Annotated in this window: 20 protein-coding genes and 2 pseudogenes; 20 read left to right on the top strand and 2 right to left on the bottom strand. The window is 34.8% G+C overall.

All coding sequences use genetic code 11. The features are described from left to right. Positions 1 to 92: 92 nt before the first annotated feature. The 9 genes from C406_RS0101575 (at position 93) to C406_RS0101615 (ending at position 9,186) form a co-directional block, all read left to right on the top strand. Complete coding sequence (locus C406_RS0101575) at positions 93 to 1,139, top strand: Gfo/Idh/MocA family protein (RefSeq protein ID WP_017378831.1); 1,047 nt, start codon at positions 93 to 95, stop codon at positions 1,137 to 1,139. Between the two features lie 18 nt (positions 1,140 to 1,157). After that, positions 1,158 to 1,991 carry an amidohydrolase family protein gene (locus tag C406_RS0101580; RefSeq protein ID WP_081503711.1) on the top strand — a complete coding sequence of 278 codons (834 nt, stop codon included), beginning with the start codon at positions 1,158 to 1,160 and terminating at the stop codon, positions 1,989 to 1,991. Between the two features lie 127 nt (positions 1,992 to 2,118). After that, positions 2,119 to 2,928, top strand: coding sequence for a hypothetical protein (locus C406_RS0101585; RefSeq protein WP_017378833.1), 810 nt, complete (start codon positions 2,119 to 2,121; stop codon positions 2,926 to 2,928). Positions 2,929 to 3,023: 95 nt separating this feature from the next. Beyond that, the gene (locus C406_RS0101590) at positions 3,024 to 3,983 is read left to right on the top strand and encodes a 2-hydroxyacid dehydrogenase (RefSeq protein WP_017378834.1); all 960 of its coding nucleotides are present in this window, start codon (positions 3,024 to 3,026) and stop codon (positions 3,981 to 3,983) included. Between the two features lie 186 nt (positions 3,984 to 4,169). Further along, entirely contained in the window at positions 4,170 to 5,429 is a 1,260-nt protein-coding gene (locus C406_RS0101595) for an ABC transporter substrate-binding protein (RefSeq protein WP_017378835.1), read from the top strand. A 57-nt stretch (positions 5,430 to 5,486) separates the two neighbouring features. Continuing rightward, positions 5,487 to 6,362 carry a carbohydrate ABC transporter permease gene (locus tag C406_RS0101600; protein WP_017378836.1) on the top strand — a complete coding sequence of 292 codons (876 nt, stop codon included), beginning with the start codon at positions 5,487 to 5,489 and terminating at the stop codon, positions 6,360 to 6,362. 17 nt (positions 6,363 to 6,379) lie between these two features. Beyond that, on the top strand, positions 6,380 to 7,192 hold the full coding sequence (locus C406_RS0101605; protein ID WP_017378837.1) for a carbohydrate ABC transporter permease: 813 nt from the start codon (positions 6,380 to 6,382) through the stop codon (positions 7,190 to 7,192). Positions 7,193 to 7,298: 106 nt separating this feature from the next. Continuing rightward, positions 7,299 to 8,474 (top strand): diphosphate--fructose-6-phosphate 1-phosphotransferase, encoded by a 1,176-nt coding sequence (locus C406_RS19180; RefSeq protein ID WP_017378838.1) that lies wholly within the window; start codon positions 7,299 to 7,301, stop codon positions 8,472 to 8,474. Continuing rightward, positions 8,452 to 9,186 (top strand): GntR family transcriptional regulator, encoded by a 735-nt coding sequence (locus C406_RS0101615; RefSeq protein WP_017378839.1) that lies wholly within the window; start codon positions 8,452 to 8,454, stop codon positions 9,184 to 9,186. Before C406_RS19180 ends, C406_RS0101615 begins: the two co-directional genes overlap by 23 nt. A gap of 584 nt (positions 9,187 to 9,770) precedes the next feature. Here C406_RS0101615 and C406_RS20880 read toward each other — a convergent pair. After that, positions 9,771 to 10,314, bottom strand: a pseudogene (locus C406_RS20880) (recombinase family protein). A 113-nt stretch (positions 10,315 to 10,427) separates the two neighbouring features. Beyond that, positions 10,428 to 10,632, bottom strand: a pseudogene (locus tag C406_RS20040) (recombinase family protein); the annotation flags it as partial. A 766-nt stretch (positions 10,633 to 11,398) separates the two neighbouring features. Here C406_RS20040 and C406_RS0101625 point away from each other — a divergent pair. The 11 genes from C406_RS0101625 to C406_RS19195 all read left to right on the top strand — a co-directional run. Then, a complete protein-coding gene (locus C406_RS0101625) occupies positions 11,399 to 12,388 on the top strand; it encodes a tripartite tricarboxylate transporter substrate binding protein (RefSeq protein ID WP_017378841.1) in 990 nt (329 codons plus the stop codon). Positions 12,389 to 12,552: 164 nt separating this feature from the next. Then, positions 12,553 to 14,073 (top strand): tripartite tricarboxylate transporter permease, encoded by a 1,521-nt coding sequence (locus tag C406_RS0101630; protein WP_017378842.1) that lies wholly within the window; start codon positions 12,553 to 12,555, stop codon positions 14,071 to 14,073. Between the two features lie 16 nt (positions 14,074 to 14,089). Beyond that, positions 14,090 to 14,551: a tripartite tricarboxylate transporter TctB family protein gene (locus C406_RS0101635; RefSeq protein ID WP_017378843.1), complete on the top strand. Its 462-nt coding sequence runs from the start codon at positions 14,090 to 14,092 to the stop codon at positions 14,549 to 14,551. 546 nt (positions 14,552 to 15,097) lie between these two features. Beyond that, positions 15,098 to 15,817 carry a succinate dehydrogenase/fumarate reductase iron-sulfur subunit gene (locus C406_RS0101640; protein WP_017378844.1) on the top strand — a complete coding sequence of 240 codons (720 nt, stop codon included), beginning with the start codon at positions 15,098 to 15,100 and terminating at the stop codon, positions 15,815 to 15,817. Between the two features lie 26 nt (positions 15,818 to 15,843). Beyond that, the gene (locus C406_RS0101645; protein WP_017378845.1) at positions 15,844 to 16,221 is read left to right on the top strand and encodes a hypothetical protein; all 378 of its coding nucleotides are present in this window, start codon (positions 15,844 to 15,846) and stop codon (positions 16,219 to 16,221) included. A gap of 50 nt (positions 16,222 to 16,271) precedes the next feature. Then, positions 16,272 to 18,017, top strand: coding sequence for an FAD-binding protein (locus tag C406_RS19190; protein WP_443146797.1), 1,746 nt, complete (start codon positions 16,272 to 16,274; stop codon positions 18,015 to 18,017). 27 nt (positions 18,018 to 18,044) lie between these two features. After that, positions 18,045 to 18,971, top strand: a complete 927-nt coding sequence (locus tag C406_RS0101655; RefSeq protein ID WP_017378847.1) for a fumarate hydratase — start codon at positions 18,045 to 18,047, stop codon at positions 18,969 to 18,971. Between the two features lie 21 nt (positions 18,972 to 18,992). After that, a complete protein-coding gene (locus C406_RS0101660; RefSeq protein ID WP_017378848.1) occupies positions 18,993 to 19,589 on the top strand; it encodes a fumarate hydratase C-terminal domain-containing protein in 597 nt (198 codons plus the stop codon). 461 nt (positions 19,590 to 20,050) lie between these two features. Then, on the top strand, positions 20,051 to 20,767 hold the full coding sequence (locus C406_RS0101665; protein WP_017378849.1) for a sulfite exporter TauE/SafE family protein: 717 nt from the start codon (positions 20,051 to 20,053) through the stop codon (positions 20,765 to 20,767). 408 nt (positions 20,768 to 21,175) lie between these two features. Next, positions 21,176 to 21,946 carry a sulfite exporter TauE/SafE family protein gene (locus tag C406_RS0101670; protein ID WP_017378850.1) on the top strand — a complete coding sequence of 257 codons (771 nt, stop codon included), beginning with the start codon at positions 21,176 to 21,178 and terminating at the stop codon, positions 21,944 to 21,946. 370 nt (positions 21,947 to 22,316) lie between these two features. After that, positions 22,317 to 22,621: hypothetical protein (locus C406_RS19195; protein ID WP_017378851.1), on the top strand; the 305-nt coding region annotated here is incomplete at its 3' end.

Here is a 22,621-nt window from a genome sequence, read left to right on the forward strand (position 1 = left end):
GATTTTGAACTTATTCGTATGAGTATGCAATTCATGGAATTCAACGGTGGCGTCAAATTTGTATTGTTCAGATCCTTTATTGGAGGTGAAAAATGGGTAAATTAAAATTCGGTATAGTTGGTGTTGGTAATCGAGCAAAATCTTTAATACGCGCGGCTGAAGAAACAGGAGAAATAGAGTTTGTTGCATTCGCCGACAATGATGCTATGTCGAGAAAAGCAGCGAGTAAACTGCTTCCAAATGCCAAATCGTATGCTCGTTTTGAGGATTTAATACAACATCATAAGATAGATGCTGTAATTGTAGCCACACCGAATCATCAACATACTGACATTGTTTTAGCTGCGTTCGATGCTGACATCCATGTTTTATGTGAAAAACCTATGGCACCCACAGTTGACGAGTGGAATCTTATGATCGAAAGTGCTAACAAAGCAAATAAGATATTGCATATAGGAATGGAATTAAGGTATTCACCATTAGTAAATGATATACATTCGATCGTTAACCAAGGAATTATAGGTAATGTTAAGATGATTTGGTGCCATGAGTTTCGACCACCTTTCCGTCCAGGTGTGGGAGAGTGGAGACATAACCAGAAAATGAGTGGTGGTTCATTATTGGAGAAAAATTGCCATCACTTTGATTTATTCAATTTAGTTAGTGGGTCAATACCAGTTAAGGTAAAAGCAGTTGGAAGCAATGATACTATTTATAAAGACTATAATGTTTTGGATCGATCTTGGGTTAATGTTGAATATGAAAATGGAATTCACGCTAACTTAGGACTGTGTTTATTTTATCACAAGCATAAATTAGAATTTGGCGTGATAGGAGATCAGGGATCTATTGAATATTGTAGTATAGAAGAAAAAATAGTAGTAGAAACGACTAAGAAAAAAAGCATCAATTATTATAATTTACAATCTGAAGGCTATGCTGCTGGAGGATATGATCATCCAGGTGAAGTTGAGCAACAACTAGCCTTTGTGCATTCTATTCGAACAGGTGAAGCATCGAAAACTAGTGGCGAAGAAGCTATATGGAGTCAATTGATTAGTTTAGCTGCAGAAGAAGCAGTTAGATCAGATTCAACGGTTAAAATTAATTCAAACAGAACGTTTGAGTTAATAAAATAATTACTTCAAGACTAGTTCATGAATTTTTTGAAAGGGATTGTTTTTATGGGGGAAAAAAATCCAGTAGTGATTGATATGCATCACCATCTATTGAATGTTCCTCATTATGATAAGCAATTAATTGACACTATGGATCGATTGAAAATTGATTACGCTTGTGTAAGTGGACTTGGACTTCCTTCTGCAAATTGGTTGGGAGATTTATCACCAACCAATGATGATGTCTTACGTTCCATGGATCGCTACCAAGATCGAATCATTGGTTTTGGAAACATTAGATTGGGAGTAGATAAGGTTCAAAAAGTGGAAGAATTATATAGTCAAGGTTTTACAGGGATCAAAACGACTAGAGCGTTAAAAAATTATGATGATGAGGAATTTGATGAAATCTATGCAAGGGCTGAAGCATTAGGGTTGCCTATTCTTTTTCATACAGGATTTATCCTGAAAACCTTTAATGATAAACAAGATAATGTTTCCGCCGCTAGAATGAGACCTGAAATGTTGGATCGAGTTGCTCGTACTTTCCCTGATCTTGTTATTATAATTGCTCATTTGGGTATGCCTTGGCATGAAGAAGCCGCTCAGATGACACGTTTCCATGAGAATGTTTATGTTGATTTAAGTGGTTCCCCTAATGGATGGAGAAATCGAAAAGCTCCTCATTTTTTTAACGAATTATTTTATTGGGAAGAAGCGTATGAGAAAGTTGTATTTGGTTCAGATGTTCATTTCAATGATGTAGAGGACTCACTAAATGATTACAAAAGAATTCTGACACTGAACAATATCCCTTTAAAAACACAACAAAATATTTTTGGAGAAACGATGCGGAAAATTTTAAAACTATAGATAACGCATTCCTGGTAGTTGATTTAATAAGGAATGAAATAAATAGAGTCGTCTATGGTGCGGTATGTCAATCGCATAAAATGGCTCAAACCGTTGGGAAATAAATATTTTTTAAGGGAGAGATGATATGAGTAATCATAGTAGCCTTGAAAAAGACCAAAAAATCAAATTAGTTTATTTGGATAAAGAAGAATTAAATTTTCATTTTGCAAGATCTATCGCTGATGAAATAAAAGAAAACAATGAAAAAAATCGAATGACCAAATTGATTTTACCTGTCGGGCCCATTAGTCAATACCCATTATTAGCAGAAATAACAAACCAAGAAAGAATCTCCTGGAAAAATGTTTATACCTTTAATATGGATGAGTATTTAGATTGGGAAGGTAGACCTATATCAAAAGAAAACCCATTAAGCTTTTTAGGATTTATGGAAAGTTTTTTTGCTTCCATTGATAAAGAACTACGAATCCCTTCTGACCAAATGATGTTTCCTGATATTTATAATATTGATCTAATAAGTGAAAAAATCCAACGACTTGGTGGAATTGATACTTGTTATGGTGGGATTGGGGTTCACGGTCATATTGCCTTTAATGAACCAATCATTTCTCGATTTCATCAAGTATCCTTAGATGAGTTTTTGAACTCGAAAACGAGAATTGTATGTCTTTCTCCTGAAACAATTGTGATGAATAGTATTAGAGCTAATGGAGGCCATTTTGCTGAGTTCCCCCCTATGGCTGTCACCTTAGGAATGAAAGACATCATGGGATCAAAGCGAATACGTTTATATTGTAATGGAGGGGAGTGGCAAAAAACAGCTTTAAGAGAAGCAGTAAAGGGTGAAAAAAGGCTAGATTATCCAATTAGTCTCTTACAAGGGCATACAAATGTCCAAATCTTTTCAGACCAGGTGAAGGCTAGTGATCTATAAAATTTCAATCTATCAAAATCGTCCTGCTAAAAAAAGAAATTGTAGAAACGAGATAAGATGTACTCGGTTTTAACAATAGAATAATGGAGGAGAAAATGAGAAAATTATATATTACTCGAAAGCTTCCTGAAGAGGTATTAACTAAGCTATCGGCTTCTTTTTCAATTAGGATGTGGGATAAAGAGGACCAACCAGTTCCGAGACATACGTTGGAGAAAGAAGTTGAGGATATAGATGGACTTTTATGTTTATTAACAGATAACATAGATTCGCATTTAATTAGTAAATCCAAGAAACTTAAAATAATTAGCAATATGGCAGTTGGGTATAACAACATTGATATGGAAGCAGCAAATGAACGAAATATTATGGTGACGAATACTCCAGGTGTATTAACCGAGACAACAGCAGACTTAACGTTTGCCCTATTAATGGCAACTGCAAGAAGACTCGTTGAATCTTCTAATTATTTACGTGATGGAAATTGGAAAACCTGGTCCCTTATGATGTTAACTGGTCAAGATATTTTCGGTGCGACCCTTGGTATTATTGGTCTAGGAAACATTGGCGAAGCTGTTGCAAGAAGAGCTCAAGGTTTTTCTATGAAGACATTATATTACAATAGATCACGGAAATATGATGTTGAGAAAGAATTGAACATTATATACACAGATTTGGAGACGTTACTAAAGGAATCAGATTTTGTTTGTGTGATGACACCTTATACAAAAGAAACTGAACATCTAATAGGAAAAGAACAACTAGGGCTTATGAAGGAATCTGCAATTCTTATAAACACTGCACGTGGAGGGATTGTTGATGAACAAGCACTTTATGAGGCATTAAAAAGCAAAAAGATATGGGGGGCAGGTTTGGACGTAATTGAAAAAGAACCTATAGACTTAAATCATTCGCTCCTTACTCTACCGAATGTTATTTTACTACCTCATATAGGAAGCGCTAGCGTTAAAACGAGAACGGCAATGGCTGATATAGCGGTTACTAACCTAATTAATGGTTTGACAGGGGAAGGCACAATACACCTAGTAAAATAAAATAATAAAATATATTGAATAATCAAAAAAATGTGTTAAGATATAAAAAAGAAAACGCTTTCATCGTATGCATACTAAATGTTTGGCAGTTTGTGTCTAAATACGTATTTAAAGGTAGTGATGTTATAACTAAAGGTAGTATCGTAATTACTTTTGTTTTTCAATAAATTTATTAGGGGGATAATAATGAAAACGTATTCTATTGGAAAAATCGCAACGGTCTTATTGATGTCTTTGGCGCTTATGGGTTGTACTTCTGGAAGTTCAGATTCAGTTTCTGTTTCGAGTGATAACTCAACTAAAAAAATTAGCTTCATCCATTGGAGAGGAGAAGATACCGAGGTATTTAAAGAGCTTATAACAAAATTTGAAAGTGAGAATCCTAATATTACAGTTGATATGACAGTATATCCATCCGAACAATATCAATCAACAGCTCAGACATTATTAAGAGATGGTAGTACAGGGGATGTGTTTGCTGCATTCCCAGGCTCTCAATTTGAAGTCATCAACCGTGCAAAATTGTTTGCGGATTTAACGGGTGAACCATTCGTTGATAATTTTAATGAGAATCTCATCCTGGCTGGACAATACGAAGATAAACAACTCGCGTTACCACTGCAACTAGTATACAATCAACCAATTTATAATGAGGGTATATTTGATGAGTTAGGACTAACGCCACCAGAAGATTGGGAAGGGTTTTTAGAACTTTGTGAAACATTAAAAGAAAATGGTTATATTCCGATAGCATTCCCTGGGGCAGACATTGGGGCAGGTCAATTTATGAACAGTATGATGATGAACAATGCACCAGATGAAGATATTGTTGAAAAAGTAGAAAATGGCGAAGCGAAGTTAACAGATGAATGGTGGGTAAAAACACTGGAGCAATTCAAAGAATTAAATGATAAAGGATATTTCCAAAAAGATTCAATTGGAACAAATCATGATGGTGCAATTGCTTTAGTAGCTCAGGAAAAGGCTGCGATGCTTGCAACCGGATCATATGCAATGGCAAGTATTAAGGACCAAAACCCAGATTTAAAACTGAATTTACTTGCACCAATTACAGTTTCTGCATCAGAAGCTGTCTGGGAAGGGATTCACACAACTACATTTATGTTAGGTGTTAATGCAAATTCTAGTAAACAAGAAGAAGCAAAGAAATTCATTGAGTTCCTAAGTAATCCCGAAAATGCAACGGTTTATGCAAATGGAACTGGACAACATTTAACTGTAAATGGAGTTGAATATAATTCTGAGGAGCTAAAGGATACTGCGGTTTGGATGGAAAAAAACACACGATTCCAACCACGTTATCTATTCTCAAAACCTGATATTATGAATGCTTCTACCGGATCTATACAGGCAGTTATTAGTGGTACTGACCCGCAAAAAGCTGCAGAAGAAGCTCAAAAAATCGTCGACCAAAATATTAACTAATAGATTAGTAGAAGGAGATCTAGTGTCTCCTTCTTTAATTTAAGATTGGAGGAACTTATGAAACCAAGTAAGTGGCTATTCCTATTCTTAATACCAGGCTTAATTCTTTACGTTACTTTTTTTATCTTTCCAACGCTAAGTGCAATATTTTACTCAGTAACAGATTGGGATGGTTTAACTCCAGACTTTAATTTTGTAGGAATAGATAATTTTGTGAACATCTTTACTAATGATTTTATTTTTCAAAAAGCACTAGGGAATAATATGAAATTTATGTTTTTTGTTGTTATTTTTCAAACATTATTCTCATTAATCTTCGCATTGTTTTTAGTGAAAAATACAAGAAGTAATGTTCTGTTAAGAGCAATATACTTTTTCCCAACTATTTTATCTTCAGTATCGGTAGCATTTATTTGGTCCTATATGTATGATCCTTCATTAGGATTGATAAATACATTACTTACTCGATTTAATATCGACTTTTTAAGTCAAAATTGGCTTGGAGATGCTGACATTGCAATATATTCGATAGCAATTGTTCAGGTTTGGTTCCATACCGGACAAATGTTAATAATATTTGTTGCTGGATTACAGGGTATTCCTAGAGAGTTATATGAAGCAGCAGAAGTAGAAGGCGCAAATCGTTGGCAAACGTTCAGAAAGATAACGTGGCCATTGGTTGCCCCTGCGGCAACGATTGTTGTTGCATATACAACGATTCAATCGTTTAAAGCATTTGACCTTATTTTTGCAATGACAAGGGGAGGGCCAAACTATTCTACTGAGATTTTAGCCACTTTGATTTATAGTACAGCTTTTAGAAATTTTGAATTTGGTTATGCATCTGCACAATCCGTTGTTTTTATGATCATCATTGCTATCATTACCACTTTGCAATTTAAAATGCTTAATTCTAATCGAGTGAAGTACTAAGAAAGGAGCATGTCAAAATGGCGTCCAAAACAATAAAGATTATCTTGCTAACTATTTTTGTTTTGATAGTAGTAGTACCAGTAGCAATGATTTTTCTAACCACTTTTAAGTCAACTGCTCAGATGTACGAAAACCCTTTGGGGTTGCCTGGATTTTTTGATTTCGGGAATTACATATCCCTTTTCAAAGATCAAAACATGGCAACTTATTTTTCCAACAGCGTGATTGTTACACTTGTCTCAGTTTTTCTAACTATATTTTTTGCAAGTCTAGTCGCATTTGCAATAACTAGAATGAGAGGGTGGGTAGGAGGAGTAATTTTTTCTTTCTTTGCAATCGGGATGATGGTACCAGCACAAGTAAACATGATTCCACTTTATAATCTAGTTTATAATCTAGGCTTAACGAATAGCTTAATAGGATTGATGATTGTAAACATAGCTGTTACTCTACCGGTTGCTGTCTTTATTTTGACAAGTTTTATGAAGACCTTACCAAGTGAACTTTTTGAAGCGTGTACGATAGATGGAGCAAACAATTGGCTAATCTATCGAAAAATAGTCGTACCATTGTCTTTGCCTTCTATCTCAGCTACAGCAATTTTCTTATTGGTGATGCACTGGAATGATTTACTGTATCCACTTCTGTTTATAACAGCAGATGATAAAAAAACTTTGCCATTAGCATTACTTGAGTTTCAAGGAGAATATCTTACCAATTATCCTATGCTATTTTCAGGGGTTATTATAGTGTCTGCACCAATGGTTCTTACATATTTGTTTTTACAAAAATATTTTATTGCTGGTGTTACTGCGGGCTCTATAAAGTGATAGTAGTTCTGTTTTCAATATATATATAAAACTAGGAACGATACGATTGATTTAACATTATTGCCATAGTTTTAAGTCATATAAATATTATGAATGGGTGAGGAATTTGAAAAGTATAGCAATAGGACAGGCTGGAGGACCTACTTCAGTTTTAAATGCAAGCTTAGTTGGGTTTCTTAATACAATTAAAGATTCCAAAATTTATGGTGTCATTAGTGGTTTTCAAGGGTTAGTAGAAAATAACATTTTTTTAATGGATAGCAAAATATTAGCAGAAGCGAATAAATTCAAAAATATTCCAGGTGCCTACCTCGGTTCTGGCAGGTATCATTTGAAAGAAGATGATTTTACTAAAATAATAAGTAATCTTAAAAAAAGTGGTATCAATACACTCGTTTTTTCGGGTGGTAATGGAACGATGTGGACACTTAATAAAATTCATCAAACTGCTCAAAAGCTACACTATCCTTTGCAAGTGATAGGAATTCCTAAGACAGTGGATAATGATATGGCAGAGACAGATCATGCGCCAGGGTTTGGAAGTGCTGCACGTTATATATCACATGCTGTTAGAGATATAAGTATCGATTTGGAATCGATGCAAAATTTTGAACAAGTAAGATTAATTGAAACGATGGGTAGAAATGTAGGCTGGCTAGCTGCATCTAGCGGTTTATTAAAAGAAAGAAGCACAGACGGTCCCCATAAAATTTATGTTCCAGAAATTCCTATAACAGTTGAAGGCATACTTAAAGATATAAGTGGGGTTATTCAACAGAACGGATATGCTACAATTGTTATTAGTGAAGGAATAATTTTAGATGGTGGTTCAAATATTACCATTGGAAAATTTAATGGTCGCAAAGTGTTGGGAGGGGTTTCATCTCACCTTGCAGAAATCATTCAAAGAGAATTAGGGTTGAAAAGTAGAAGTGAAATATTAGGAATGCATCAAAGGAGTTCTCAAGCTTATATTTCATTGCAAGACCAAAAAGAAGCATATGAAGTTGGAATGAAGGCTGCCGAGCTTGTATTCAGGGACGAATCAGGCGTTATGATCTCAATTATTCGTGGCGAAGGTAAAACATATAGTTTCTTTCTTTCCTGTGTTCCTTTAGAGAAGGTTGCTAAGGGTGGAGAACGTAGACTTCCAAAAAAGTTTTATGATTTTGATAAATATAATGACTGGGTTCGTCCATTGGTAGGTGAGGGGCTTCAATCATTTCCACCTTCTTTGATCGGAAGGAGTAAGAGTGAAAATGGAGAAATTACAACTCGATAAAAAAAGTCCTATTCCACTTTATCATCAAATTAAAGATATATTAGTGGCCAGAATAACAGATAAGGTGTGGCTAGCTGGCGACCTTATTCCTACTGAAACGGAGTTTATGAATGAATTCAAGGTAAGTCGTACAACATTGCGACAGGCAATAACAACACTTGTTAATGAGGGTTTATTAGAAAAAAGACAAGGTAAAGGTACAATTGTAAAATCATTAAAACTTACAGGGTCATTAGGTAAATTATCCGGTTTTGCTGAAGAAATTATGGAAAAAGGATATTTTCCAAATTCTAAGTTACTAAGATCCGAATTTAGAGATGACTTGTTTATTGAGAAGAAGAAACTTGGTGTATCTGACAATAAACAAATATTACTAATCCATCGTATTCGTTTTGCAAATGATGAACCTATTGCATTAGAAAAAACAAGTTGGCCAGAGAATATAGGAAACCTTTTATTAAAGCATGATTTAAATGGAGCAAGGTTTTATCAAATTCTCGAAGATAATGGTATCTATCTGAAAAAAGCTAGCGAAACGATATCAGCAGTAAATGCAACACCTTATGAAGCAGATTTATTAGGTGTTAGTCCTGGTACAGCTTTATTAGAAATGACACGTCTTAGTTATGGTATTAACGATGAACCAATAGAATTTACTCGAACAAAGTATCGTTCGGATCGATATCAATACAATGTAGAATTAAATAGATAAAATAATTTGAGAAATATATCTGACATTCTAGCTAGACCCTACTATTTAGGGTTCTACATGCTCTAAATTCATAATCTGGATTTACTGCCTTTTTCGGCTGTTTTTTTAATAAGTCTTTTAAGAGCATCTGGTTAAGTAAAAAGGTAGTAATGTTATGATGAATAGTGTTCTATAGATACCTACTCAACCAAAATAAATTGTACGAACGGGTATATATACTTTCTATAATGTCTCTTTGTAAAGGTCTTCATTTTTAGCTTTCCAGCAATTTTACCAACACAAGCTATTATTGTATGATTTACTGCTTCAAGGAGTTATATGGATGTATAAGGTCATTCCCAACTTAAGGTGACATTCATTTAATTGGGAACAACTCTTGGTGTGTAGACATCATGTAGATTTGGTTCTTACGCTCTTTTGGGGAAGGCTTGATAATGTTAGTTATTCGAATGCCAATAAGGAAATCATCCTTAAATATTTGTTTATATAAGATAAGGTTCACTAAATTATTATGATTTTCTCCTATTATACGTAAACTATAACGATTCTTCGAAATCTCTGTCATGCAGCAAAATACAATCAAATCACTTACGTTCCAAATAACGATAGATGGTTGTTCGAGAAACTCCCCATCTTTCTGCCACATCTTTAATCGGTGTGCCTCCATCAATAAGATTTTTCATTATTTCAATTCATTTCACTCCATACTTCTCTTGACGTCCGCCAAGCCGCCCCCGTGCTTTAGCCGCCACTCTTCCTACAGCAGAACGTTCTTGAATAAGATTTCGTTCAAACTCAGCAAATGCCGCAAAGAGATGGAACATTAACTGTCCGGTGGCGTTGCCGCGATCCATAGTGAGATTCTCTTGAAGACTGTGAAAACCAATGCTTTGGTTATTCAGATTGTTGACTATATCAATCAAGTCTGCAAGTTTCGACCCAGGCGATCTAATCGCCATACTACGATGTTATCTCCTTGACGAGCATATTTTAGAGCTTCTTCTAATCCAGGTCGTTGTTTTTTGACCAACTCATATTATCGTGAATTATTTTCACACATCCATATTGAGTCAGTGCATCTGTTTGTAAACAAATAATTGACACCCAAAATATTTTGAATATTGACATCCCTGTTTAATTTTCTGTCAATTAATGATTGGTGCACCCACATCATTTCATCATCTTTTATTCATTTTCTGGACGCCCACCAAGCCGTTTCCCCTTAATTTAGCGGCCACTCATCCTGCAGCAGAACTTTCTTGAATAAGGTTTCGTTCAAACTCAGCAAATGCCGCAAAGAGATGAAGCATTAGTTGGACGGTAGCATTGCCACGCCATAGTGAGATTCTCTTGAAGACTGTGAAAATCAATGCTTTGGTTATTCAGATTGTTGACTATATCAATCAAGTCTTGCATGTTTCGACCCAGACGATCTAATCGCCATCCTATTGAAACCTCTTCTGAGTGTCGACAATCTACCTTATTTCTACTTAGAAAGAAGTACAAATAAACACAATAGTTAGTGGTAGAACCAAACAACCCTTAGTGTCTTTTGGTCAAATAAATGTAATTCATTTCTAAACAAGGAGTACAACTTTTGTCTAATATTGTCGAATCTATTTATATAGTGTAATTAATTGATATATTTAAGTTGGTCAAAATTTGATATTAATTTAATAATATTTTAATTAATATCTGATAATTCTGAATATTAAAGAGCAGTTATTTGCCATCGAACTCTTATAAAACATTCATAAGGGTAGGAGGTCGCCAGATCACATTTTTAGAAGTGGATTTCTCTTATTAGCAGCTGCATAGGAAGTATACATAGAAGATGTCTTGATGGAAGTACAAGCTCAAGAAGGAACCCAGGGCTACAAAATCTGAGTAAAGCTTTCATGAAACGTTGGAGATCTATACCTACCAAGGTTATCTTTAAGGCGTAATAGTTGAATTTTTAATTCATTGAATATTTTATCAATAAAAATATTCAAAATATATTGAAAATTTAAAGATCTTATGTTTTAATTAAATAAATAAAAGGTTGGGTCACCCAATCACGTTAACTCTTTTATTTTGGTTTGAACTTGCTTCAATCTAAAGTGGAAGCGTATACAAAATAGTGAAAGAGGTGGGGAATCTTGCATATAAAAGTATAGTAAAATCCGAAAATATGAAAGTTGGATCTAATAAATATTGAGGAGGAAAAATGATGAGAAAAATAATTCTTATTTTAACAATGGTTATTTTGACATTAGTGTTCACAGCATGTTCAACTCCAGAAGAAGAGAGTGTTAATGTAACTGCTATGGAAGATGGATATCCATCAAAAAATATAAGAAATATAGTCCCTTTTACTGCAGGAGGAACAACTGATGTAAACCAAAGAATCATTGAAAAGTTTTGGAAGGACCATTTTTCGGAAAGTATGGTCATTGAATATAAAACTGGTGCGGGGGGAGAAGTTGGGTTTACAGAACTAGCAAAGGCTAAACCCGATGGATATACAATGGGATCTATTAATACTCCCCATATAATTTTACAACCGTTAGGGAAACCAACACAATTCGAAACCGATGATTTTGAAGTTTTAGCCCGTCTTGTGCATGATCCTCAAGTTATAGCCGTTAAAGCGGATAGTGATATAAAAACATTAGATCAATATATAAATATATTAAAGGAAAATCCTGGAAGTCTATCTCTTGGGATGACAGGAAATTTAACGGGGGATCATTTAACAACCCTTAAGTTTATGGATGCGGCCGGAGTAGAAGTAACAACTGTTCCACTTGCAGGTGCAGCTGACCAAGTTAAACAATTACTGGGAGGACATATTGACTCTATAGTTGGAAACGTAGGAGATGTTGCTAAAGACCCAGATCAGTTTACTATTTTAGCAATCGGAACAGAAGAGAGGCATGAATGGTTACCGGATGTCCCAACATTTAAGGAACAAGGAATTGATATAGTAGCTGCTATAGACAGGGGATTGGGTTTACCTAAAGGAACTCCTAAAGAGATTCAAGAGAAATTATATATAGCTTTAGAGGAAATTTCAAAGCTACCTGAATATCAGGAAATGATGAAAAAAGCAGGGTTAGTTGATGGCTTTATGTCAGGAGAAGAATGGAAAGACCTAATCGTTAAGGAAAAAATAGAGAGTGAACAGCTTCTTGTAAAGTTTGGTTTGTTAGAAAAATAGCACACGTGTTGATTATCTAGTTTCTTCCAATAAAATATAAACAAAAAAAGTGGTCTCTTATTGTAAAATGTTACCATTCTGACATTTGCGAAAAGAGACTGCTCTCATGATGGTCAGAGGATAAGTTTTATAGCAGAGGCAATGTTAAAGAGAGGCGGTTAATTATGGCTAGCGAAATTATCTATGGCTTACTGCAAAGTCTTACCTTTCAAAACCTATTAATTATGTCTGTATGCGTGGCAGTTGGAATCATCGTGGGTACTCTCCCAGGTTTATCAGCAACGATGGGCGTTGCTTTACTTGTTCCTATAACTTTTGGTATGAATCCTGCTACTGGACTCTTAGCATTAGGGGCGTTATACATAGGGGCAATGTTTGGTGGAGCTAATTCAGCAATACTTCTTAATACACCAGGCACACCTGCTGCTGTAGCTACCACCTTTGATGGTTACCCTTTAAACTTAAAAGGTCAGGCAGACCGAGCATTGATTGCTGCTCTTGTGGCTTCAGTGGTCGGTGGTATAGTCGGTACTCTTGCTTTACTATTTTTGTCGGCTCCTCTTGCCAATTTTGCATTAGGCTTTGGACCTTCTGAGTATTTTTGGCTCGCAATATTCGGTTTAACAATAATCGGAGGTTTGGCAGGGAAATCTATTATTAAAGGACTTATAGGAGGATGCTTTGGACTGCTAATTGCTTTGATTGGAATGGACCCTGTTACAGGATATCCCAGATTTACTTTTGGCTCCGTAAGTTTAATTGAAGGAATAACCCTTTTGCCAGCAATGATAGGTTTTTTTTCAATCCCACAAGTGATCACTATGTTGGAACAGAAAGAAAAATATATCGCGAATTACAAAGAACGAAAAGGGATTTATAAAAAAACTATAATAGAAACGCTAAAAAAACCAGTAGTTTTATTAAGAAGCTCTATAATTGGCACAATTATAGGAATATTACCAGGAGCAGGTGGGAACGTTGCCGGTTTTGTTGCATACAATGAGTCGAAACGTTTTTCAAAAACCCCAAATGAATTTGGAAAGGGACATATAGACGGTCTGATAACCAGTGAATCTGCTAACAGTTCAACAGTTGGTGCTTCATTAGTCCCGTTACTTACTTTAGGTATACCAGGTAGCCCAGTAGCTGCTGTTCTTATGGGTGGTTTATTGATACATGGTTTAACACCAGGATCTAAATTATTCATAGAATCAAGTGATATAGTTTACACGTTTATGATGGGATTACTTGTATCGAACTTATTACTCTTAATAATCGGTCTAATAGGTACAAGACTAATAGTTAAAACCTTAAAGATACCCGTTCATTATTTAGCTCCAATTATTGCTGTTTTGGCAGTTATTGGTGCCTATTCTATTAGAAACAGTTTATTAGATGTTATTGTAATGATGGCTTGCGGTGTACTAGGATATTTTTTATTAAAAGTTGATATTTTGCCTGGTCCCATTGTATTAGGTCTAGTATTAGGTGTTATAGCAGAAAATGGATTTGTGCAAGCTAGTCTCATATCTCAAACAGGTACTAGTATGTTTACAATGTTTTTTACTAGTACAATCAGTATAATATTAATGATTTTAACAGCACTATCATTATTAACTCCATTATTTGTAGCCCAAATTGAAAAAAGAACATTCAATCAAAATAATAATACAGATAATAAATGAAGCAGGAGGTGGCTTAATGAAAAGCGAAAGAGTCAAAGATATAACAGTTGCCCTAATAGTATTAGCAATTAGCGCTATATTTTATTCAAGGACTGCAATCCTAACTTCACCTTCCGATATATTCCCTAAATTTGTAATAATTATTTTCGGGATTCTTGGTACCCTGTTACTTTTAAAGTCAATCTTTAGTAAAAAATATAAAGTCAAAGACGATGATGAAAAAGACATTACTGATCTTAAAAGAAGGTGGATAAGTATATTAAGCTTAGTTGCCTATATCATTATCATGCCTATAGTTGGTTTTTATGTAACAAGTGGAATCTTTGTCACTCTACTAAGCTTATATATACAAAATGAAAAGCTAGGTTTCATGGGTAGCATAAAACCATTAGTTATTTCGGGTTTGACGATGGTATTTCTTTATCTGACATTTAGTGTATTTTTAAAAGTGCCTATCCCCTCAGGTTTACTTATTTAAAAAGTAATTAAATTGCATATTATAGTCAATCGTTTGTGAGCATTACTCCCTGTTTTTTTTACTTTTTATCACTATGAATATCACATTTAATAGATAAATGGAAAGGGGTTATAAAATAATTTTTTCGTCCATATTTCTTATTTAGGCAGAAGTGAGAAGACTTTAAAACTTAATGTTATCTAATTGAGGTAAACGTCAGTAGTAGGGGATGAAAAGTATCAAATTAAGCACATCTGTTTGTGTGCAGTGAGTGCCCCAACGTTAATTCTAGTGCTTAGTTTCGGTGAGATAATTTAAAATAATATTCGGTTTTGAGGGAGTTGCTTTGGGTTAATTAAACTTAAACTAAAGGAAAATATTTGTAATAGATTGAATTTTTAGATAAAATGTGTTTAAATGAACAAGTGGTTGGGTCACTTGACCATTGTTAGAGATTATATATATCTATTGCAAATAGACAATCTAAATTTCCTTTTTTTACATTTCGAAAAAATATTTATTAACATGTCAGTTTATGAGTTTAATAAATATAAGGAGGTAATAAGTATGAAGGAAGTAGAAGTAACTGTACTGCGTTATGATCCTGAAAAAGATGAGAACTCTCGGTTTGATTCTTTTAATATTGAAGCTAAAAAGAACATGACTGTGTTGGATAGTCTTTTTTTAATCGTTGAAGACCAAGATCCAACACTTTCGTTTCGATGCGCATGTAGGTTAGGGATGTGCGGTTCTTGTGGAATGTTAATAAATGGTCGAGGTCGGTTGGCTTGTCGGACGAAAATTGAAGATTTAGGTGAAAAAGTTTTGGTTCAGCCAATGAGAAATCAAACCGTAATTAAAGATTTGGCTGTAAACATGGATAAGTTCTTTAAGAACTGGGAGAAAGTAAAGCCATATTTCGTGCCAAAAGAGGACACAGATGAATTTAGTGTTATTCCTCCGTCTTCTGGTAGACGTGAAATCATTGATGAAAATCAAGACTGTATTACCTGTGGTTTATGTTATCAATCGTGCGATGCTGTTGCAATTAGAGGAGATGATTTTATTGGTCCAGCTGCCTTAAGCAGAGCTTATAACTTAATTGCAGACGAAAGAGACGGAGCTAGAGCTGAAAGGTTGGATCTGGTTACTGAAGAAGATGGCGCGTTTGGCTGTCACTCATTTGGAGCTTGTGTTGAAGTTTGTCCAAAAGGGATAAAACCTATGGTAACTATTCAAAAACTTAAAATAAAAAAACTAAAAAAGGCTATTGGTCTGAAGTGGTAAGTTAATAAATTAAGGGAGATGTTTGTATGGTAACCAAAGACTTGCAAACGAATAGGGTAAGAATACAAGAACTAAAACTAAAACAGCATCCATATGTTGGTTATATTGCTTGGTTAGTACAGAGAATTACAGCATTACTGTTACTAATCTTATTACCGTTAAAAATTTATAGTGGATATGCATTAATAGGGAAATTACCAGGGTCAGGTGTTTTAACTACACTTCATATAAACGCTTTTTTAGATGCGTTCTTAATATTTGCGCTTATTTTTCATTCTTTATACGGTCTAAGAGTAATTTTAATTGATATCGGGGTTGTTAAAGATAATAGAGGTATTTTTAAACTATTTACTATAATCGGTTCCATTTTATGTGCCTTAACATTTTTCTTCCTTGTGAGATAAAAAAGTTAAATAATTACTTAGTTTATGTTTCTACTCTAGTGAAAGAAGAGGTGAATGATTTGGAACATGTTAAAGCAGATATCCTCATATTAGGAAGTGGTGGTGCAGGTTTATTCGCAGCACATCATGCAGCAGATAAAGATCCGAATTTAAAAATTATTGTTGCAGCTAAAGGGTTGATTGGGAAGAGTGGTTGTACTCGTATGGTACAAGGCGGTTATAATGTTGTCCTCCATCCTGACGATTCCATTGAAAAACATTTTAAAGACACGATAAAAGGCGGGGGGGGTATTAATAATCAAGAATTGGCATGGACCATGGTTAATGATGCACCAAAAAGAATTAGAGAGTTAGAAACGAAAATGGGCGTATTTTTTGATAGGAATAAAGATGGAACTATTCATCAAAAACCTTTTGCAGGACAATCATTTGACCGTACCGTCCACCGGGGAGACCTAACAGGAATTGAAATTATCTCACGTATGCGAGATCAGCTGTATGCCAAACCAAATGTTATCACTTGGGATGAAGTTAGAGCTATTGATTTGCTACTAGATAATGATCGTCAATGTGTAGCAGGCTGTTTAATGCTCAATATGCGGACAGGAGATTTTATCGTGGTTCATTGCAAAGCAGTAATTGTTGGAACTGGTGGAGCTGCTACAATGTACAAAATAGCAACACCAAGTCTGGAAAAAGCCGGAGATGGCATGGCCATGTGTTACAGAGCAGGAACAGAATTTCTTGATATGGAAATGATGCAATTTCACCCAACAGGTCTTCTTGCTGAGAACTCAAGATTAAATGGTGGCGTATTAGAAGAAGGACTTCGTGGTGCAGGTGGGTATTTAGTGAACTCACTTGGAGAAAGGTTTATGAAGAATTACGATTCTGAGCGGATGGAGCGTTCGACAAGGGATCGTGTTTCAAGAGCTGCATATATGGAAATCATGGCAGGCCGTGGTACAGCACTTGGGGGAGTCTACATTGATGTATCTCATCTTGGGAAGGAAAATGTTTTGAAAATGTTCCCAGGTATGGTTGAACGGTGTAGAGATGTAGGTAAGGACTTAAGTATCGAACCGGTTGAAATTTCTCCTGCTGCTCACTTTCAAATGGGTGGTGTTCGTGTTTCAAAAGATTGCGAATCCAATATCGATGGGTTATTTGTTGCAGGTGAAGATGCAGCTGGTGTTCATGGTGCGAACCGATTGGGTGGCAATGGGGTATGTGATTCCACTGTATTTGGCGCAAGGGCTGGGGATGCCGTAGTTTCTTATGTTAGCAATCTAAACACCGCTGCTAAAGTATCTGATTCACAAGTTCACGCAATTATTGAGGAAATTGTTGAGCCCTTTAGATGTGAGGGAGGAGAAAATCCCTTTTATATCCGAAATGAATTAAAGAATTTGATGTGGGAAAAAGTTGGTTTGGTACGAAACGCAAAAGATTTAGAATCCTCTTTAGATCAACTTGCAATTCTCGAGGAGCGCATCAAACGAGTTTCAGTAAAAGGATCCCGTCGATATAACCTGACATGGCAAGAACTATTAAATGTGAGAAATCTCGTAAGTGTTGCCAAAATGGTTTCTACAAGTGCGTTGATGCGTACTGAAAGTAGAGGCTCTCATTATCGCGAGGATTACCCTGAAAGTAATGATCAAGATTGGTTATGTAATATTTTCGTAACTAAAAAAGAGAATGGTGACGACGAATATTCAGTAGAAAACGTAAAGCAAACTCATATTAATGTAGCTAATATTGAGGGTTATAAAACTTTAGTTGCTTCAAAATAGCATGCAAACAGAAGGGGATGAGAATTTATGGCGGTAATTGATTATATTGCTAACTATAATGATATTTGGGATATTGATGAAATATTTTACCAAAGTATAGAAGAGGCATGTAAAACCCTTTATATTGAATCTCTTAAAGATTTGCCTCCAGATGTTAGAGTAGCACTACAAAATGCTTATGAAAAAGAAACTTTGGATACTGGAAGAGAAATTCTAGCAACCCTCATTAAAACAGTTTCCACAGCTGATAATAAAAAGCTACTAATCTGCCAGGATACAGGAATTCCTGTTTATTTTATTAAAGTAGGAAATCAAGTACGATTTGACGGTTTGAGGTTGGAGGAAGCGATTAGAAAAGGAACAGAGCGTGCAACTTTAGAACATCCTCTAAGAAGCAGCATCGTTAATACTCTATCAAGAAAAAATCATGGTACATCTACCGGAAATCAAGTGCCTGTTCTCCATTATGAATTTATTAAAGGGAATGAATTGGAAATTATGATAGTTCCTAAAGGATCTGGTTCTGAGAATATGAGTTATCTAAAAATGTTAACCCCTGCTGCAGGTATTAAGGGAATAAAGAAGTATGTTCTCGAATGTGTGTTTGAGTCTGGCGCAAATCCTTGTCCTCCAACGATTGTTGGAATTGGTATTGGCGGAACGGCTGATAAGTGTGCAGCACTAGCAAAAAAAGCAGCAGCTCGTGAGGTAGGTTCACCCAATCCGGATCCAGATGTTAGAAAACTTGAGGAAGAGTTGTATGACCTAATCAACCAAATGGGAATTGGTGCCCATGGATTAGGAGGAAACACTACAGCATTAGCGGTACACATTGAAGCAGCGGATACTCATATGACTTGTAATCCGGTGGCAGTAAACATGATGTGTTGGCCGGCAAGAAGAATGAGAGCAACTTTCATATCACAGAATGAGCAACCAAAAATTACTTACTAAGTAAAAAGGAGGTGGGGAATTTTGCCGCATTACCACTTAAAAGCACCATTGTCTGATGAGGATATAATTAAATTACATGCCGGTGATACAGTCATGCTAGATGGTATTATCTTTGGGATACGTGATGCGAATCTAATTCGACTGTTTGATAATAATGTTGAATTACCACAAGATTTAATTCCGCAACTTAGAGGTGCAATTGGGCTACATACGGCACCTGGAGTGAAAAAGTTACCAAATGGTAAATATGAGAAGGTGAGTATCGGTACGACAACAAGTTATAGGATGGATCGCTTTACACCTGGATTAATGGAGAAGTATGGAATGAAGGTAATTGTTGGAAAGGGTGGATTGCTTGATGAAGGATGTCAAGCATTAGTTGATTTTAAAGGTTGCTATTTCACAATTCTTGGGGGTACCGCAGCTTTAGAAACAATACAGGTAGAAGAGATTGAAGATGTTTGGTGGGAAGATCTGATGCCAGAGTCAATATGGAAATTTAGGGTTAAAGATTTTGGGCCACTTATTGTAACAATTGATTCTCATGGTAACAATAAATATAAAGATGTTAAGACTGTAGCGAAGAAAAACCTTGATAATATTATAGCTAAAATCTAAATCAAAAGTAGCCAAGAAGTTAGAACGCCAACAAGTCGATATTAATTTTTACAGAATACGTTTCTAACCAAAAATATTCAGTGAAAAGTGAAATTAATGGTATTTTAATTGGATATCACTATTCCTTTCATCCACAGGATAGAGGAACAGTTGTTAATTTTGAAGGTTTTATTCGGATAAAAGGTTTCAAGAATGCTCTGCTGAAACCGATTTTACAGCAATATTAAAAAAGGAAGATGGAGATCATCTTGAAAGTCTAAAAGAGTCTAAAAGAGTTTATTGAGCGAAAAGAAGGATTAAATATGTGAACAGAATGAAATTACTTTCCAGCCTAAACTTCTCAAACGCCTGACAAATGAGCCATTTAAAGAATTTACCTTGTTAGACATTGGGTATTAGAACCTTAATAACTGCGATAAGCACTATCCCAAGCAGTAATAGACCCAAAAGCAGGTGTTTAATTGGATATATTTATATTTATTTTCATCATTTTGGTTGCCTCCATATTACAAACAAGTACAGGGTTTGGTTTTTCAATTTTAGCTACACCATTTCTTCTATTATTATTTAAACCAATGGAAGCGATTCAAATCAATTTAATTTTATCGCTAGTCATTTCTTTTGCCTTAATCATTAAAATAAAAAAAGATATAGACTATGGGATTTTGAAGCGATTTATCATAGGTAGTTCTAGTGGATTACCAATAGGTATTATGATCTTTTTAGTATTGGATTTAAAGAATTTGATGTTGGGAATAAGCCTTATCATTTTAGGTTTAACTCTGTTGCTAATACTAAAGTTCCGAATCACTCAAACAAGAAGAAAAGACATAGTTGTAGGTGGTCTGTCGGGAATGTTGACAAGCAGTATTGGCATGCCCGGACCGCCCCTATTACTTTATTTTTCAGGAACAGATACTGAAAAATCGAAATTGCGAGGTACTACTTTAGCATTTTATTTATTTATCTATTTGATGAGTTTAATCATTCAAGTTATTTTTACTGGAACAAATAAAACCGTTTGGATTTCAAGTATGTATGCCTTACCTGTCGTATTTATTGGTTTATTTTTGGGTCAGATTTTATTTAAATCGATTAACCAAAATTTCTTCCGGATATTCACATATATAATCCTGCTATTTACAGGCATTTATATGTTAATCGAGGGTTGGAAGTGAATAAATCAAAAATAGGGAATCTTGCATTTACACCTTTAGGAAATTAATGCTTTTACTACTCATGATTTTTTCGTCATGGATATGCTTCTTCATGAAGTTTTCAAAGAATGGGGAAAGAAAAGAAAAGACTACTTCAATTTGGAAATTACATCATTACCTGAGTTGCCCATATGGAGTAAGACTGAAGAAATAACTGTAGCATTAGTATATTAATATATGTTGAGAATCGGTTATTATCCGATTCTTTTTTAGAAGATATGAAACAACATGTAGCCAATTCTCGCCTCCATCATCTACAAACTTTCATTTTTTTATAGGTTTTTTTCATAACTCCAATAGATATTTATGAAAGTAAAGCCAACAAAATTACAGTCTGTGTTGGCATACTAAAATTGAGGAGTATTGTATATGTTATTAACTCTGTTTGTTATCGGTTTATTATCTGGAATAATTACTGGATTACTATCTGTTGGTGGAGGAATAATACTAATATTTTCTTTATTGTTTTTTCCACCCCTAATCTTGGAAACTCGTATATCTATGCAAACAATTGCAGGTCTTTCTATAATGCAATCTGTTTTTTCATCACTATCTGGAGGATATTTTTATATGCGTTCAAAACTTGTTGATTTTTCTATAGTTTTGAGGGTAGGAATTCCTGCAATGTTTGGTGGCATGTTAGGGGTTTTATTAGCAATTAACACCTCAGAAATTACCTTGCAGATTACGTTTGTATCACTATCAGTTTTATCTGCAATAATTATGCAAATTCCATTAGGTTCAAATGTAGAATCTAATGTTTTTTCTTTTACGACTTTGTCTAGTACGTTAACGATAATCACAAGTTTATTAATAGGTGTATTAGGCGGATTAGTTGGCTTAGGTGCGGGTTTTATTTTTCTTCCATTGATGATCTATATTTATAAATTACCTATTAAAAAAGCTATCGGTTCAAGCTTAGGTATTGGTTTTCTATTGTCATTTGGCAGTCTCATTATGAAATTAAGTGTTGATGTTATCCCAATAGGGCAAGGAATGATATTAATCTTCGGTGGGATTCTGGGGGCACAAATAGGTGGGCGTATTTCTAATATTATGAATTCAATAACTCTTAAAAGAATTGCAGCTTATTCAATACTATTAGTTAGTGCTAAACTACTTTATGATTTGTTGTTTTAGTTAATCGCTATAGTCCCAAATCTTTTTGTCTCTAGGCATCAATTAATTAAAAGAGAATCTTCCCATCATCTTTGTCTCCCTTGATCGAAATACTTTCCGTTGGAATACTATCTATCTTTCTTTCTTAATTCATCATAGGAAGATGGAGCTTGTTTGACTTTTACAGGTTACGAAATCCCACACAGATGAATGACAGATAAAACTAGTGGAAGAAGAAGTGATAGAAATAAAAAAGTGTACCTTCTCTGTATATTATCTAATTAAAAATTAGCTGAAAATTTAGAATTATCATTGACTATAATTTCAATAGATGTTTTAATAGATATATACATTGGTTGGGTCACTGAACCAATAAAAAGGAGGATCTTTAATGGGAAACAATAGTCTAGCTAGTACGATTAACCAACAAGTAGAAGAATCACGAGCTGTAAGCACACACAAATTTTTAATCCATCATCGGGGTGATCATGTAGGAGTTGCCTCTAGCCCTATAATTGAGGGAGAAACAGTAATCGGTATTTATATGGATGATAATTCAGAAATTGAAATTAACTCCAAAGCGGATATTCCTTTAGGGCATAAGATTTCGTTAGTTGCCTTAAACAAGGATGAACCTGTTGTGAAATATGGCGTTCAAATTGGCATAACTACAAATAAATGGGAATTGGGCGATTA

The organism is Paenisporosarcina sp. TG-14 (genome assembly GCF_000297555.1).
GTDB lineage: Bacteria > Bacillota > Bacilli > Bacillales_A > Planococcaceae > Paenisporosarcina > Paenisporosarcina antarctica.

Bases quoted from the DNA above. Each gene is read 5' to 3' on its own strand.
- C406_RS0101575 (WP_017378831.1), top strand. From the start codon at position 93: ATGGGTAAATTAAAATTCGGTATAGTTGGTGTTGGTAATCGAGCAAAA.
- C406_RS0101580 (WP_081503711.1), top strand. From the start codon at position 1,158: ATGAATTTTTTGAAAGGGATTGTTTTTATGGGGGAAAAAAATCCAGTA.
- C406_RS0101585 (WP_017378833.1), top strand. From the start codon at position 2,119: ATGAGTAATCATAGTAGCCTTGAAAAAGACCAAAAAATCAAATTAGTT.
- C406_RS0101590 (WP_017378834.1), top strand. From the start codon at position 3,024: ATGAGAAAATTATATATTACTCGAAAGCTTCCTGAAGAGGTATTAACT.
- C406_RS0101595 (WP_017378835.1), top strand. From the start codon at position 4,170: ATGAAAACGTATTCTATTGGAAAAATCGCAACGGTCTTATTGATGTCT.
- C406_RS0101600 (WP_017378836.1), top strand. From the start codon at position 5,487: ATGAAACCAAGTAAGTGGCTATTCCTATTCTTAATACCAGGCTTAATT.
- C406_RS0101605 (WP_017378837.1), top strand. From the start codon at position 6,380: ATGGCGTCCAAAACAATAAAGATTATCTTGCTAACTATTTTTGTTTTG.
- C406_RS0101615 (WP_017378839.1), top strand. From the start codon at position 8,452: ATGGAGAAATTACAACTCGATAAAAAAAGTCCTATTCCACTTTATCAT.
- C406_RS0101625 (WP_017378841.1), top strand. From the start codon at position 11,399: ATGAGAAAAATAATTCTTATTTTAACAATGGTTATTTTGACATTAGTG.
- C406_RS0101630 (WP_017378842.1), top strand. From the start codon at position 12,553: ATGGCTAGCGAAATTATCTATGGCTTACTGCAAAGTCTTACCTTTCAA.
- C406_RS0101635 (WP_017378843.1), top strand. From the start codon at position 14,090: ATGAAAAGCGAAAGAGTCAAAGATATAACAGTTGCCCTAATAGTATTA.
- C406_RS0101640 (WP_017378844.1), top strand. From the start codon at position 15,098: ATGAAGGAAGTAGAAGTAACTGTACTGCGTTATGATCCTGAAAAAGAT.
- C406_RS0101645 (WP_017378845.1), top strand. From the start codon at position 15,844: ATGGTAACCAAAGACTTGCAAACGAATAGGGTAAGAATACAAGAACTA.
- C406_RS0101655 (WP_017378847.1), top strand. From the start codon at position 18,045: ATGGCGGTAATTGATTATATTGCTAACTATAATGATATTTGGGATATT.
- C406_RS0101670 (WP_017378850.1), top strand. From the start codon at position 21,176: ATGTTATTAACTCTGTTTGTTATCGGTTTATTATCTGGAATAATTACT.